This window comes from Rothia sp. HMSC067H10 (assembly GCF_001810635.1).
Lineage (GTDB): Bacteria > Actinomycetota > Actinomycetes > Actinomycetales > Micrococcaceae > Rothia > Rothia dentocariosa.
The window spans coordinates 624064-638926 of sequence record NZ_KV802317.1 but is presented as its reverse complement, the minus strand read 5'-3'; the positions used below and the strand labels follow the sequence as shown (position 1 = coordinate 638926).

10 protein-coding genes and 1 pseudogene are annotated in these 14863 nt (G+C 54.9%); 10 read left to right on the top strand and 1 reads right to left on the bottom strand.

From position 1 onward, the window contains the following. Window positions 1-174 precede the first annotated feature (174 nt). From murA to HMPREF2756_RS09740, 4 genes are all read left to right on the top strand, one after another. Window positions 175-1608 carry a UDP-N-acetylglucosamine 1-carboxyvinyltransferase gene (gene murA, locus HMPREF2756_RS09755; protein WP_004004898.1) on the top strand — a complete coding sequence of 478 codons (1434 nt, stop codon included), beginning with the start codon at window positions 175-177 and terminating at the stop codon, window positions 1606-1608. Between the two features lies 1 nt (window position 1609). Then, window positions 1610-2464 (top strand): lysophospholipid acyltransferase family protein, encoded by an 855-nt coding sequence (locus HMPREF2756_RS09750; protein WP_070620727.1) that lies wholly within the window; start codon window positions 1610-1612, stop codon window positions 2462-2464. 11 nt (window positions 2465-2475) lie between these two features. Continuing rightward, a complete protein-coding gene (locus HMPREF2756_RS09745) occupies window positions 2476-3588 on the top strand; it encodes an NAD(P)H-dependent glycerol-3-phosphate dehydrogenase (RefSeq protein ID WP_070620725.1) in 1113 nt (370 codons plus the stop codon). A 107-nt stretch (window positions 3589-3695) separates the two neighbouring features. Continuing rightward, entirely contained in the window at window positions 3696-4820 is a 1125-nt protein-coding gene (locus HMPREF2756_RS09740; RefSeq protein WP_070620722.1) for a D-alanine--D-alanine ligase family protein, read from the top strand. 124 nt (window positions 4821-4944) lie between these two features. Here the strand turns inward: HMPREF2756_RS09740 and HMPREF2756_RS09735 are convergent, their stop codons facing one another. Next, entirely contained in the window at window positions 4945-5535 is a 591-nt protein-coding gene (locus HMPREF2756_RS09735; RefSeq protein WP_246825914.1) for a DUF3515 domain-containing protein, read from the bottom strand. A 275-nt stretch (window positions 5536-5810) separates the two neighbouring features. On the opposite strand from HMPREF2756_RS09735, the gene HMPREF2756_RS09730 reads away from it, so the two are divergent. From HMPREF2756_RS09730 to coaD, 6 genes and pseudogenes are all read left to right on the top strand, one after another. Continuing rightward, a complete protein-coding gene (locus HMPREF2756_RS09730) occupies window positions 5811-7580 on the top strand; it encodes a prolipoprotein diacylglyceryl transferase (RefSeq protein WP_083301717.1) in 1770 nt (589 codons plus the stop codon). Window positions 7581-7661: 81 nt separating this feature from the next. Then, window positions 7662-8747, top strand: a complete 1086-nt coding sequence (locus HMPREF2756_RS09725; protein WP_141747848.1) for a thiamine-phosphate kinase — start codon at window positions 7662-7664, stop codon at window positions 8745-8747. Window positions 8748-8802: 55 nt separating this feature from the next. Next, a complete protein-coding gene (locus tag HMPREF2756_RS09720) occupies window positions 8803-10020 on the top strand; it encodes a DAK2 domain-containing protein (RefSeq protein ID WP_246825913.1) in 1218 nt (405 codons plus the stop codon). A gap of 184 nt (window positions 10021-10204) precedes the next feature. Next, the gene (locus tag HMPREF2756_RS09715) at window positions 10205-13495 is read left to right on the top strand and encodes an ATP-dependent DNA helicase RecG (protein ID WP_246825912.1); all 3291 of its coding nucleotides are present in this window, start codon (window positions 10205-10207) and stop codon (window positions 13493-13495) included. A gap of 68 nt (window positions 13496-13563) precedes the next feature. After that, window positions 13564-14181, top strand: a pseudogene (rsmD, locus tag HMPREF2756_RS09710) (16S rRNA (guanine(966)-N(2))-methyltransferase RsmD); the annotation flags it as partial. Beyond that, a complete protein-coding gene (coaD, locus tag HMPREF2756_RS09705; protein ID WP_070620704.1) occupies window positions 14175-14672 on the top strand; it encodes a pantetheine-phosphate adenylyltransferase in 498 nt (165 codons plus the stop codon). The pseudogene rsmD and the gene coaD, both read left to right, overlap by 7 nt. Window positions 14673-14863: the final 191 nt, after the last annotated feature.

The following is a 14863-nucleotide window of genomic DNA, read 5'->3' as shown; positions in this document are numbered from 1 at the left end:
TTGCGAAGCACAGGTTCTACACAGCTCTTCCGTTTGTAGCAGCCCGTTCGAGAACGTAAAATGATAGCTTGAAAGTCTGTGCAGACCTATTAATAATTTGTTAATGGCGCCGGACCTCAGCACTAACAGCAGTTCTTGTCGGCCCCACCGAGCCGACCGTTCGAAGGATTAGTTATGTCCCTTAACATCAGCGAACTTCGCATTGAGGGTGGTACCCCTCTTAAAGGCGAAGTCCACGTTCGAGGCGCCAAAAACCTCGTACCTAAAGCGATGGTAGCAGCGTTGCACGGATCCACCCGTTCGACCTTGCGTAACGTACCAGACCTAAGCGATGTTGAGATTGTAACTACCCTTGTTGAACTTCACGGTGCGAAAGTTAACTATGATCCTGAAGCCGGTATTCTCACGTTAGACCCCGCCCAAGACGCAAAGACTGCGGCCGACAATGCTGAAGAGATTCAGCTCTTTGGCGGTAACTCACGTATTCCGATCCTGATGGTAGGCCCGCTTCTGCATACGCTCGGTACCGCGCGCATCCCTAATCTAGGTGGATGCAAAATCGGCGACCGTCCCATTGACTACCATATGGATGCCCTCCGTAAATTTGGTGCCGTCGTCGAGAAAGACGATGAAAGCGGCACTACTCTGAACGCTCCCGATGAAGGTCTGCACGGTGCTGAAATCGAACTCAATTACCCCTCCGTTGGCGCTACAGAACAGGTTCTTCTGACCGGTGTGCGCGCTCGTGGCACCACGGTTTTGAAGAACGCCGCTATTGAGCCCGAGATTATTGATCTTATTGCGGTTTTGCAGAAGATGGGTGCCATTATCTTCATTAACGAAAACCGCACCATTATTATTGAAGGGGTTGACGCCCTAACCGGGTACGACCACACCGCCTTGGCAGACCGCAATGAGTCCGCTTCCTGGGCATCCGCCGCGTTGGCAACCGGCGGAGATATTTTTGTGCGCGGCGCTTCACAGAAGGATATGACTGCGTTCCTCAACCAGTTCCGGAAGATGGGCGGTGAATTCGAGGTTACCCCGGAAGGAATCCGCTTTACTCACCCCGGCGTGATTACCCCCGGAGCAGAGCTGAACCCTATTGTGTTTGAGACCAACGTGCACCCCGGTTTTATGACCGACTGGCAGCAGCCGCTTGTCGTTGCGCTGACGCAGGCAAAAGGAACTTCTATTGTGCACGAGACCGTGTACGAAGAGCGTTTTGGGTTTACTAATGCCCTCAAACAGATGGGCGCCGATATTGTGGTTATGCGCGATTGCATCGGCAGCGAGTTTTGTCGTTTCCACGGTAAGAGCTTCGGGCATTCCGCTATTATTAGCGGTTCTACCCCGCTTAAGGCCGCTGACATTGAGGTTCCCGATCTGCGCGGTGGATTCTCGCATATTATCGCCGCTCTGACAGCAGAAGGTACATCCCACGTTACGGGTGTTGAAATTATCGCGCGCGGTTACGAGAACTTTGAAAAGAAACTCGAAGCTTTGGGCGCAAAGTTTGAGGTACTTGCCCGCAAACAGAGCAAGACTCCTAAGCCCGATGCAGAAATTGAGATTGTTGTGCCAGAAGAGGTTGAGGTACAGGGCTAGTATGAGCGGTCAACAGGGGAAAAAAGCACTACCCACACTTGAGCCTACCCCTCAAGGAGATAAGCTCTTTAAAGTTCTTGGTAACGCTGCGCGCGTGGTGTATAAAGGCATAGCCCGCATCGAAATTATCGGGAGCGAGAACTTCCCGACCGACCGAGGCTATATCGTGGTTGCTAACCATTCCACCGAGATAGACCCTGTGACCGTTGCACTCCCTATTTTCAATAACGGAGTCTTCCCGCGGTTTTTAGCGAAGGACTCTTTGTTCCGAGCGCCCGTTCTGGGATATATTATGCGTAAAATGGCGCATATTCCCGTGATACGCGGCTCTGTAGACGCTCGCAAGGCACTTATTACTGCCCGTAAAGTTGTAGAGGCTGGCGGCGCTGTAGTGATTTACCCTGAGGGGACAACTACTGGCGACCCCGAGGGCTGGCCCATGCAGGCCCGTACGGGTGCTGCCCGTCTTGCCCTCGCAACTGGTGCCCCCGTAGTACCGGTGGCGCACTGGGGTGATGAGCAGATTCTTGGGTATGACTACGAAACCGTGGATGGTGGCCGCGTCAAAGAGCATCGTAAGGTTTCCCTATTTCCCCGTAAAACGGTCAAAGTGAAAGTGGGTAAGCCTCTCGATATCGCCTCTTTAATCGATGATCCTTCGCCGGAGGTAAAGCATACGCGCACTGAGCTTGGGGTCGTGACCGACGCTATGCTTGATGCCGTGACCGAGCTGCTGGAAGATATACGTGGTGAAAAGGCTCCAACCGGTCGTTGGAATCCCCGAACCAAGCGTCGTGAAGCTCCCGGTGAAATGACCGGGATAGCTGGTAACCTGGGCGAACCGGATCCTAAATAGGAGGCGAGGTTATGGCTCTTTTCAAGAATTCCGCTGACAACAGCGAACCGGCTCCACGTAAGGTAGTAAAAATTGCGATCTTGGGTGCGGGAAGCTGGGGGACCGCATTCGCCAAAATTGTGGCTGATTCGGCGCGAGAAAATAAAACGGGCGTTCAGGTAGTCCTTATTGGCCGCAGCGAACAAGCTATGGCAGAGTGCTCTCAGACTAGGGAAAATAGTAAATATTTTCCGGGGATGAAGCTACCTGAGAACCTGGAATTTACGGCGGATGCTCCTACCGGGCTTACTGATGCCGATTTGGTGGTACTGGCTTTACCCTCACAGGTGCTACGTTCGCAGCTTCAACTTTATGCTCGCTATATTGAGCCGCATGCCCTGCTGGTTTCGCTTGCGAAGGGATTAGAAACCGGCACCGGTTTGCGCATGTCCCAGGTGATTACCGAGGAACTTGAGGAAGCCTTGGCGATGCGCGGCGCAGACATCCGCACTATCGGGCATATACCGCATCGGGTATGCGTGCTTTCAGGGCCGAATCTTGCTACTGAGATTATGGGGGAGGAGCCAACTGCTTCCGTCGTCGCGGCACGCACACTGCCCATCGCAGAAATTGTCGCGCAGGCTTGTGCCTGTAGCTATTTCCGCCCCTACACGAATACCGATGTGGTGGGTACGGAAATCGGTGGTTTGGTGAAGAACGTGATCGCCTTGTGCGTCGGCATCTGTGAAGGCCGCAATTACGGTGATAACTCCAAAGCCTCAATCATGACGCGCGGACTTGCCGAAATTACTCGTCTTGCGGTCGCACTGGGTGGTGAAGCAGCAACAATGAGCGGGCTTGCGGGGATGGGAGATTTGATTGCTACCTGTTCATCGCCGCTTTCACGAAATCATACTGCCGGGCGTCTACTTGCCGAAGGGGTAAGCCCGGATAAACTCAGCGAACATATGAGCCAGACAGCGGAATCCATCAAATCAGCCCCCGTCGTAGCGCAATTGGCACGCCGTCACGGAGTCGAAATGCCTATCGTGGAAGCGGTCGTTGCTGTCCTGACTGGACGCATCGAGATCGGGCAGCTGGCACCGCTGCTACTGGGACGGCGCCTGAAACACGAAGGCCAATAACATCAAGATCTTCCGCAAGAAAATTTTTGCGGCAGATAAAACAACTAATACAGCACGTGTGCGCAGACATGGGCGCTTGAGGGGCGCCCTCTTACGAAGGAGATACAATGACCGAAAACGCACAGAAGAAAACTGTTGCTCTACTGTGTGGCGGACGTTCTTCGGAACACCCTATTTCTCTGATTACTGCCGTAGGCGTGCTAGGCGCCATTGACAGCAGCGTCTACGACGTGGTGACTATTGGCATTACAAAAGACGGTCGTTGGTATTTGACGAATCTGGAAGAGCTGAGCACACTTCTCGACGCTGCCCCTGCACATGCAGAGTTTACGGGTGGTTCGCACCAGGTTTTCCTGCCTCTTGGAGCCGGGGATTCGCGAGTGCACCTAGTAGATGCTGACGGAAATCTTGAGTATGGTCCTGCCCTTGACGTGGTATTCCCCCTCATACACGGTCCTTTCGGCGAAGACGGAACAATTCAGGGTCTTCTGGAACTCGCTGAGTTGCCCTATGTAGGATGCGGCGTGACGGCATCAGCTGTAGGTATGGATAAGCACTTTATGAAGGTTGCATTTGAGTCGGCTGGGCTGGAGGTTGGGCCTTATGAGGTGGTGACCGATCGCCAATGGACTCATGAGCGCGAGGAATCGCTTAAACGTATAACCGCCCTTGGTTACCCCATGTTCGTTAAACCCACGCGTGCGGGTTCTTCTTTTGGCATTACCAAAGTGGATAAATTTGAGGAACTTGTTCCGGCTATCGAAGAAGCGCGCCGCCATGACGCAAAGATTATTGTGGAAGCTGGCATTGTGGGGCGTGAAATCGAGTGCGGCGTCCTAGACGGTCACCACGGTGATATGCCGCGTGCATCATACCCTGGCGAAATCGAGGTTGTTGATGAGAACCACGGTTTCTATGATTTTGATGCTAAATATATCTCAAAGTCTTCGGCAGTTACCCGGTGCCCCGCCGATTTACCGAAGGATATGCAGGAGCGTTTGCGTGCTCTGGCGGTTAAGGCGTTTTTGGCCCTTGACGGCGAAGGATTATCCCGCGCAGATTTCTTCTACACCCCGGATGGTCGTTTGGTGATCAACGAGGTGAACACTATGCCAGGATTTACCCCGATTTCAATGTACAAAACCATGTGGGAAAACACCGGAATTTCCTATACCGAACTGATTGATGAACTGCTGACTCTTGCACTGGAGCGTCCTTTAGGGCTGCGCTAATGAAGTCTTAAATAGAGAAGGAAATTCCAGTGTTAGAGCCCCCAAGACCTAAGGTTTTGGGGGCTCTAAAATTTGCGTTTGCGTGAAGCGAACTGAAGGTAAGGATCCAGAGGTCTTGAATCCTCTATTTTCCGGTTTTGACACCGTTGAGAGTATCGTTGATGTTCGTGCATTTCTTCTGAGACGGAATTTGTTTGACCGCCGAATTGAGCTCAGCAAGAAGGGTTGATGACGAAACCTTATCGGCGTCGAAGGTTACTTCAATGGCTGGCGTTCGTCCGTACGTGGTTGCCGTCCACGTTCCCGTCGCACGGTTTTCAGGGCCTGCAGCGGCGGAGGAAGACGCAGAGACTGGCGGTGCTGAGTTCTCTGGCGCATCCTTGGGACGCAGCACCCAATCAATCCCATTGACCTCAGCGCATGGGTCCGATACGGGTTCCTGAACGGTAACACCGCATTTGAGAATCACGGAGGCTGGTTCGCCCCAAGCGGTCGTTCCTTGCGCCGTAGTTTCACGCTGCTGTAGGCCAACGAGTTTTTCTGGCATAGCAACCATCGCATAAGCGCATACGGGGTTGGCGGCATCTGGAGCCGGATCAAGATTGACATTGCCCGCTCCACACGCGCTGAGCGGCAGCACCCCGGTGAGCGCAAGACCCAAGCCTACTCGCTTCGCTGGGGACATGACGAAAAAGCTAAAAGACGTAAAAGTCACTCTCTCATTCTAACGTACGGTATATTCACCGGCGTGTCGCAGAAACATAGCGCGGCAGATCAGAAGAAAGCAAAAATTTGAATACCAATTTAAAGCTCAAAGTCACGACAATTTGCCCATAGTCCAGGTACCATGAAAGTAACAGTTAATAGTTGATCGTGAAAAGATTCTTAAAATTCGATAAACTTTTGAGAGAAGCACATCCTTGTTATTTAGGGTGTAGACTCACCCAAGCACGCATATTGTTCGGTAGCTATTCGGTATAAGGACACTTTTTGGGAAACAGACAATGCAAAGTAGCGTCGGCTAGCCTAGCGACTGCATTGATTGCATTCGGTAGTGTGCCGATCGCCGCAACGCTGACACAGGAGGCACGTGGCGCTTCCGGGAAGGTCGCAAACCATCCTGCGACCTCTGAGGCTGCCGCGCCCGGACAAGCTATCACGCAGCCTGCCGTACCAGCTACCTTTGCAGCTTTAGGTCAGAAAAATGCCGTGACTCCTATGCCCATGCCGTCTGCAACCGCTACCTTGACTATGTACGGCATGGCCTCCGGCAACGTGACCTATGCTGCTCAGCCTGCCGTCGCCCTGCAATCGGAGTCTCCCATTGCAGGCGCCGAGTTTGCCGCTGCACCTCCGCTTAATTATGACCAGCAGGACGACAAGACTCCTGAGGCTACCGAAACCCCTACACAACGAGCTGTCCCGGACCAGAACACTGATGAAGATGACGCGGAAGTTCAGCCTGTCACCCCCGAATATGAGAGTCCACAGGCGCAGCCTTATGATGCCGAAGTTCCTACTGAGGATTCTGAAACAGAGGCTGTAACTCCAACTCCTGATGCTCCCGTTCAGAACCTTCCTGCTGAGGAAGCTGAGGCAGCTTCCCCGGATCTCGGAGAAGAACCAGCGGCTACTCCTGTGACGCCTACTCCGGCTCCTACAGATCAGACTCCGGTGAATCCCACACCGGTAACCCCTACGCCCACACCGGTTAATCCGACCCCGGTGAACCCGGAGCCTGTGCCTGCCAACCCTACTCCTGTGACGCCTACTCCGGCTCCTACAGATCAGACTCCGGTGAATCCCACACCGGTAACCCCTGCTCCGGTGAATCCCACACCGGCCCCAGTGAAACCTATGCCTACACAGGCCAACCCAACACCAGTTAACCCTGCGCCTGATCCGGTACCGACCATTGTGCCTAGTCCGGATCTGACCCCGGTTAACCCTGCTCCGGTGAATCCCACACCGGTCCCGGCGAACCCTACGCCTACACAGGCCAACCCGACACCGGTGTATCCTACCCCCACTCCCGTAACACCGGCTCCGGCTAAGCCAACACCCGTGACCCCCACACCGGTACCGGTCTCGCCGACCCCGTCGCCCGTAACACCTACTCCTGCAGACCCCGCACCCGCACCGTCTCAGGATCCTGGGTGGACCCCTGCGCCTTCGGAGCAGCCTACTAGCCAGCCTGTTCCGTTCCCGAGCCCAAGTGCTTCCGAATCGGCAGCTCCAACTCCTAGCCCGAGTCCTTCGGGGCATGGAAACCCGGGGTCTGACGATTCGCCAGCCCCAGATGCCAGCCCTTCAGCAACGCCGTCGAGTAATGTCTCTCCAGCACCCGCGCCGTCTACATCTGCTGAACCCTTCCCCAATAGCATCGCGACGTTGGGGCGTTTTGCAACAAATTCAGGGTTCCCCAATGCGTTCCCCGGCGCCGCGGACTGGGTACAGGGATATTTGTCCCGTGGAGAGAACGCCCGGAATGGCTCGCCAACTTTGAGAATGGCGAACCCACAGGAGTCTAGAAACGGTTCTTATTCTGTTCCATCTGCCGTGAACCCGGTTGCCCGTCCGCCTGCAACGTCCGCTGGTTCGCAAGCGCAACGGAACGGCGATAGCCCTAAGAGCGTTCAGGAACGTTCAACGGATTCTCGTGGCCCTGGACTCTCAGGTTTCGTGCCGTTGGCGTTCTTCTCCCTGCTAATTCTCGCGATTACCATTGTGGCGATTCGGTACTTTATCCGTGCCAGGTAACAGGGTATGGGCGATTATTGGGGAATGAACCCTCGGACCAAAAAGCATAAAGCACGGGAAAGTTCACTCCGGAAGAGTACATTGGCTCAGCTGGGGGAGTCCCGTGTTTTGCAATTGTTTATGCCCATGCTGGATGAGCATAACCGCTCCGTAATCCAGGTTGCCTCCGCACATGGGCAGGAGCCGGTGCTTGAAGTAGGTCCCGGTGACGACTGCGCAGTGCTCACGGGCGATAATCGACGCACGGTTATCACCACAGATACTCTGGTACATGGGCAAGATTTTCTCGATATCTGGCCTGCCGGTCCGCGTAGCGGCGGTTACGAGGTAGGGTGGAAAGCCACCACCCAGAACCTTGCCGATATTGCGGCTATGGGTGCTGAACCCGTTAGCCTTTTTGTATCTCTAAGTCTGCCGCCCGGAACCCCCTATGGTTGGGTTGAAGACTTTGCCCGCGGTATCCTCGACTCGCTGCATGCATGCGGCGCTACAGTCTGTACGGTAGGCGGCGGTGATCTAGGCAGCGCACGCGATGCCAGCGTTACCATAACGGCTGTTGGACGATGCGAAATCCCCGTGCTGAGGTCCGGGGCGCAACCGGGCGATACCGTAGCTTTGGCGGGCTGTACCGGGTGGGCTGATGCCGGGCTGCGGCTACTGACAATCACAGGCTCTCTCGACTTGATAGAGCAGCTGCCTTTTACGGAGAAAGAACGTATCGAACGCGCTGTTACCCATCAGCTAAGGCCCGTATCGCCCATACCCGCAGGGCGACGCGCTGCAGCGTACGGCGCCAACGCTATGCTAGACCTTTCAGACGGACTCGTTAAAGACGCGCGTCGAATTGCCGAAGCATCCGGCGTCGATATCGTGTTCAATGATCCTGCGATTACCGAGCTGGCACGTGAGCTGGTACCAGTGGCAAGTCTTATTCTTGAGCATCAGCCTCATAACGATCATGGTGATTCTGCGGTCAGCCTGGCCCGTGAATGCGTTCTGGGCGGTGGCGAGGACCACGGGCTTTTAGCATGTTTTCCGGCGGGTGCCACAATTCCTGAGGGATTTGTCGCTTTAGGCTCTTGCAGTGCTCAAGAACGAAGTGCATCACGAATTCTGTGCGATGGATATGAGCTCCAAAACTATGGTTGGGAACATTACCGAGCATAACCGTCGTATGCTAGAAAGAGCACGGTTACCCAACCCCGGATGGGAAGGATACGTTATGACGAGCGAGCACTTTGCCGCACAAACCCCGCTTAACTTCGGGGTCACGTGGATTGGCGAGGCGCTCTCAACGGTGCGTGCATATCGCGACACACTTAACTCTCTGAACGCTTTCCCTGTTCCCGACCAGGACACAGGCTCGAATTTGGTACACACTTTAGAGGCCCTCAATAAGGCCTTTAGTGAGGAGCTTGATACCCTTCTGCATGATCTTCACGCTCTCACGACGGATATACAGAGCGTTAACCAACGTCTGGGTGAAATCTACGAGAACGCTCTCGTGCAAGCCAGTCGGATGGCTCGCGGCAATTCTGGGACGCTCCTGTGCGCCTGGGCGTTGGAGGCAGTGCGTACCTACTGGAATTTTCCCGGCCGTCTAGCAGAAGAGCTGGGCGAAGAGGCACATAATCTGACACTTCTTCAGGAGCTTGAGGCGATGTACCGCGAAACACCCGTTACGGAAACCGGTACACGCGAGAGCGCGTACCGTGAGAGCTATGCGTTAGCGCTTGCCGCCGAACGAGTACGCCGTATTATTGCAGATGAAAGCCTAGAGCAGGGCACTATGGTAGCGATTATGGTTGCGCTCGCAGATTACCGTTTTCACTATCGTGCAGGATCGGAGCTCACCGATGTGACGGCACGTGCAGAGTTTCGTCGCGCCACGATGCGCCGAGCGCTTGAGGGCACGGCGCAGAATCCGCCGTTGCCAGAACTCAAGGGATACGTAGATGCAGGTGCCCTGGGCTTTTATCTGGCTGCGGTACAATCAAATCCGCGCTGGATGAGCTCGCGTATGCCTGCGCAGGAGGTTTATGCCTTGGCGGAGCCTCCTACAGATGTTACAAAGCCGAACAGTACGTCTGCTCGGAAAGCGCGAAAGACCGAAGGAACGCAGGACCAAGCAGAGCATCATAATGATGCGACCGGTACTCGGGAAAACCCAGGGTCAATCTGGGAAATCATGGGGACGCTAACTATAGACCCCCTTACTCTGGTGCAGCTTCGAGCAGAATTAGAAGAGCTTGGCGACTCGCTGTTGCTCACCCCGCTCGATTTCAAGAACAATATGTGGACCTTACACGTGCATGTGCCGTCTTTGGAAGAAGCCCGCAGAGTTATCGCGCGCTACGGCGTATTGGACGATGAACGGGTGAGCTCACTGAGCGCCCAAGAGAATGAAAGTACTGCGCCATCCTGCTCTCAAGATTTCTAGAGCCTGTGTTCACGGGGAGGGTGGGCGATCAGGACATGCGCTGCGTGGTGACATGAGCTGACGAGGTTCGTAGCGTGCCCCAAATGCGCAACGGTAGTATTAAACCTACGCTACGTCTTATATGACCGTTCGAGCCGAAGGCATTCGGGATGACGGAGTGCTGCGAGCAGAAAGGAGGGAAAACGTGTCACCTCAAAACTCGAAAGAAACACATCATGAGGGCGAGACTCCCAGCCTTTTTGCCGACGAAATTTTGGAAAGCGGTTTTGGACGGGCCAAGAGAGCTGCCGGACAGCAGCCAACCGATGCCGAGCATTCTGACCCTAAATCATCTGCCATTCTCTCTGAGGACGAACTTGTAGCCCATGAATATGTAACGGTTCGCGACCTTGCCGAGTATGCACGCGGCACTAAAACGTTAGCGGAGCTCTCCACCCTTGCGCATCAGCGTGAAAGCTCGGAGTATCAGCGTATTGTGGATGCTCTGCGTGCTTCTTTGGGCGCGGCGGCTCAGAATATGGAGACAGCGGAACTGTACGAACTGGCTGATATTGCGTATACGGCACGTACCGAAGCACCGTCCCAGCGTGGAACGTCTATCCGAGGAAAAACCAAGAAGAGCACACAAACAGCATCGCAAAAACCGGCAGCAAAGAAAGCGAAACCCACACGAACCAATCCAAAAAAATCTAAGCATACTCGATCAGGTGCAGAGACCTCCTCTTCGGAACAAAAAAATAGCCTCGATTCTCATGTGGAAGAGTCGCATCAGGAAAAGAGCAAACCAAAGAATACCGTAAAAACACCGGCAAAGAAACCTGCGCGCAAGAAAACCACCGACCCAAAGAAAACAGATAAGCCAGCCGCGCGAGTGCGGAATATAAAATATAATTCGGACTCTTCTCAAGAGCAAGAAAAGCAACAGCAACGTGCCGCACGGTCGCAGGTTTTAGCACGCTATAACGATGAGAAACGCCTGGAAAACGCACCCTTAACACGTTACCTGCCGACGGCAACGGCACGCGCCCTCAAAACTCACCTGAGCATAAGCACGGTGGGGGAGCTGCTGGAATATTTTCCACGGAAATACCTGCCTCGTGGAGAACTTAGCCGGTTTGCCGACCTTGTTGAGGGACAGGACGTGACAATTATCGCCAGGGTCACGAACGTTTCGACCCGAACCATGGCGGCACGCAGAGGAAAAATCACCGAAGTCACGATTACCGATACCCTTGCAGAATCCGACCAGAATTCGGTCGATAATTCTTCATCAGGTACCTTCGCCGTACGCGAGGGCAGGGCCAATACACCGCAACGAATGTCTGCGGGTAAAACCAACCCGCGCGTGAGCGGATTAGCCGTGCCTTCCGCCGGTTACTCAGGCTATGCGGATTCCTACGGACAACAGAGCAGCGGGAATAATTTCTTCGGCGTGCCGCAACATATATTCGGCAGTTCGGATATATCAGGAACTGGGCGGGTGGGCTCCACCATGAAGCTTTCCTTCTTCAACGCATGGACCGCGGCACGCGAGATCCATGCTGGCGAAACCATGATGTTCTCCGGGAAGGTAGGGATTTATCGCGGGGAGTATACACTGACAAACCCGCATTACGCTCTGCTTTCGGATGACGGAAATGCGAACGCCCCCGAACGGGTCGAGGCGCCCATACCCGTTTATCGTGCTCCGGTAAAACTGCCAACGGATCGCATCGCAACCGCTATTGCTCAGCTCATCGAATCTGTGCCCCTAAAAGAGCTTGAAGACCCAATACCGTATAAAATACGCCGCGCCCGAAAAGTCCCTTCGCTGGAGTGGACCTATCGCGCCCTGCATACTCCCGATAGTGAGGACACTTGGCGCGCCGCTCAAGCTCAGATGCGCTACCGAGAAGCCTTTGTTCTGCAGAGCGCCTTGGCCCGGTTACACGCCGCACGTGCCGCCCACGCCACCGTGGCCCGGTCCGCTCTGCCGGATGGGGCAGCAGATGCTCTGCTGAACGTGCTTCCCTATGAGCTCACCGAGGGGCAGCAACGAGTGGGCAAGGAAATTTCCCGTGATCTAGCCTCACCGTCACCCATGAATCGGCTTCTGCAAGGCGATGTCGGCTCGGGCAAAACGGTGGTAGCCCTTCGCGCTATGCTTCAGGTAGCCGACTCTGGTGGGCAATCCGCGATGCTCGCACCCACCGAAGTGCTCGCCGAACAGCATTTCCGCTCGATCCTCGATATTCTTGGGGATTTAGCGGATACCGAGGGTATACCGGGATATGAGACTACGCTTTTTCACCCCCAAAACCAAAAAGAAAGCAAAAAAACCGAGCATCGTGTGCGGGTTAGGCTACTCAGCGCCTCAATGCCTAGTGCACACAAGCGTGCCGTACTCGCCGAGATCGCCGACGGCACCGCCGACGTGGTAATCGGAACCCACGCCCTGCTTTCGGACACGGTCATCTTCCGCGACCTTGGCATGGTTGTGGTCGATGAACAGCACCGTTTCGGTGTGGAACAGCGTGACTCTCTGCGTGGGAACAACGGCGAGCTGCCGCATCGTCTGGTGATGACGGCAACCCCCATTCCCCGTACCGTCGCCATGACCGTCTTTGGTGACCTTGATGTTTCCGTACTCGATCAGCTGCCCGCCGGACGGCAGCAGACCGCAACCCATGTGGTACCGCTTGCGGAAAAACCGACCTGGGCAGATCGCCTGTGGACACGCGCTCGCGAAGAGATTGATGCAGGGCACCAAGTCTACGTGGTGGTTCCCAAAATTGGCGATGACGATGAAGAACTTGAAGAAGGCCAGCAGCTCTTCGGCGATGCCGGGCGTGAAGGTTCTCAGAGTTCTGACGGCAAAATACGCCTGACTTCCGTGACTGCGATGACCGCCTATCTAAAACAGAATCCGGCGCTGACTGGAACCCGGATTGCAAGCCTGCATGGGCGTATGGACCCCGAGGAAAAAACTGCTGTAATGACCGCGTTTGAACGCGGCGAGATAGATATTCTGGTGAGCACCACTGTTATTGAAGTGGGTGTGAACGTACCGAACGCAACCCTCATGATGATTATGGACGCCGATCGCTTCGGTATTTCCGGGCTGCACCAGCTTCGCGGCCGCGTGGGGCGTGGCGGTTTTGCCGGAACCTGCCTGCTTGTTACCCGGCAACAGGCCGGGGGAGTATCCCGCGAGCGTCTAGACGCGGTAGCGGCCACCACCGACGGGTTTAAGCTTTCGCAGATAGACCTGCAGCAGCGCCGAGAGGGTGATATCCTAGGTGCCGCACAGTCCGGGAAGAAGAGTACCCTTAAATTCCTGCGGGCGCTCGCTGACGCAACCATTATTGAGCGCGCTCGTGAGGATGCGCGGGCGCTGATCGCGGCGGATCCCACGCTGGCGAAGCATCCGAACTTGGCACGTACGATTGACCGGGCGCTTGATGCCGACCGTGAGGCATTTTTGGGGCGTGGCTAACACACGGGTTTGGCGGTTTTGTTACCTTGGGCCTCCGCCACTAGAAACTATCGACGAACAGACGTGAGGAACGTATGAGCCGTATTATTGCCGGAACCGCTGGCGGTCTACGCCTTGCCTCGGTGCCGGGGGAGAACACTCGTCCCACGACCGACCGGGTGAAGGAATCACTTTTCTCGAAACTGGAGAGCTATGATGTTGTGCAGGGAGCGCGTGTTCTTGATGCTTATGCCGGGTCGGGTGCCCTCGGATGCGAAGCGCTCTCGCGGGGCGCCGCATCCGTCGAGTTCGTGGAGAAGTACCCAAAGGCATGTGAGATAACCCGCCGAAATGTTGCGGCAACGTCGAAAATTGCAACCGGTATTACCCGAGTGACTCAAGGGAGCGCGCAAAGCTATGTAGCGGTCCATAGCGGCCCCTGGGATCTTGTATTTCTTGACCCTCCATATGCGTTTATACAAGAGCAGGTTCTTGATATTTTGCGTGTCATCGCCCCGAATTTAGCGGAGGGTGCCATCGTGGTCGTGGAGCGTTCCTCACGCGATGCGGAACCTGCGTGGAACTCTCAGCTGCACCGGTTTGCAATGAAGAAATATGGCGAGACGGTGCTGTACTATCTTGAACCAGATGAATCATATACGGATACTGGTTCTGAACCCGCCGAAAGCGAGAATGCTTCATGTTAGCTATCTGCCCCGGATCGTTTGACCCGATTCACCATGGACACCTGGAGATTATTGCTCGTGCCGCTACGCTCTTTGATGAGGTGCTCGTGGGGGTCGCGCATAACTCCTCTAAAAAATACCTTTTTTCTCTGTCGGAGCGCGTGAACCTAGTAGAGTGTTCCCTAGCAGAGCGCGGTATTACCACCGTGAAGGTTGAGGTTATTCCGCCTGGGGTACTTTTGGCACAGTGGGCTCAGGAACACGGGGCGCAGGTGCTTGTTAAGGGCCTCCGCTCGGGGGCGGATTACGAGTATGAGGCTCCAATGGCGAGTATGAACCGTCATTTGGCAAACTTGGAGACAGCGTTCTTGGCGGGGGAAGACCGTTTCGGCGGGGTTTCTTCGACGATTATCCGTGAGGTTGCATCCTTAGGCGGCGACGTTTCGGTTTATGTGCCGCGTGTGGTTTCGGATGCGCTCGTCGCTAAGCACTCACAGGTATCGGGCCGATAACACGATTGCGTAGTTTTATGCGCGATTCTCCCACGATCTAGGGCGTTTTTCCTGGGTTTTGCGCGTATTTTATGTGAATTTTGATGCGTCGAATGTCATAGTTTGCCGCCCGAACCTTGATTAACGGCGGTTGAGCGGATAGAATATCTCTTTGGTTTAAGCATTTTGTATAAGGAGATATGCCATTTCAC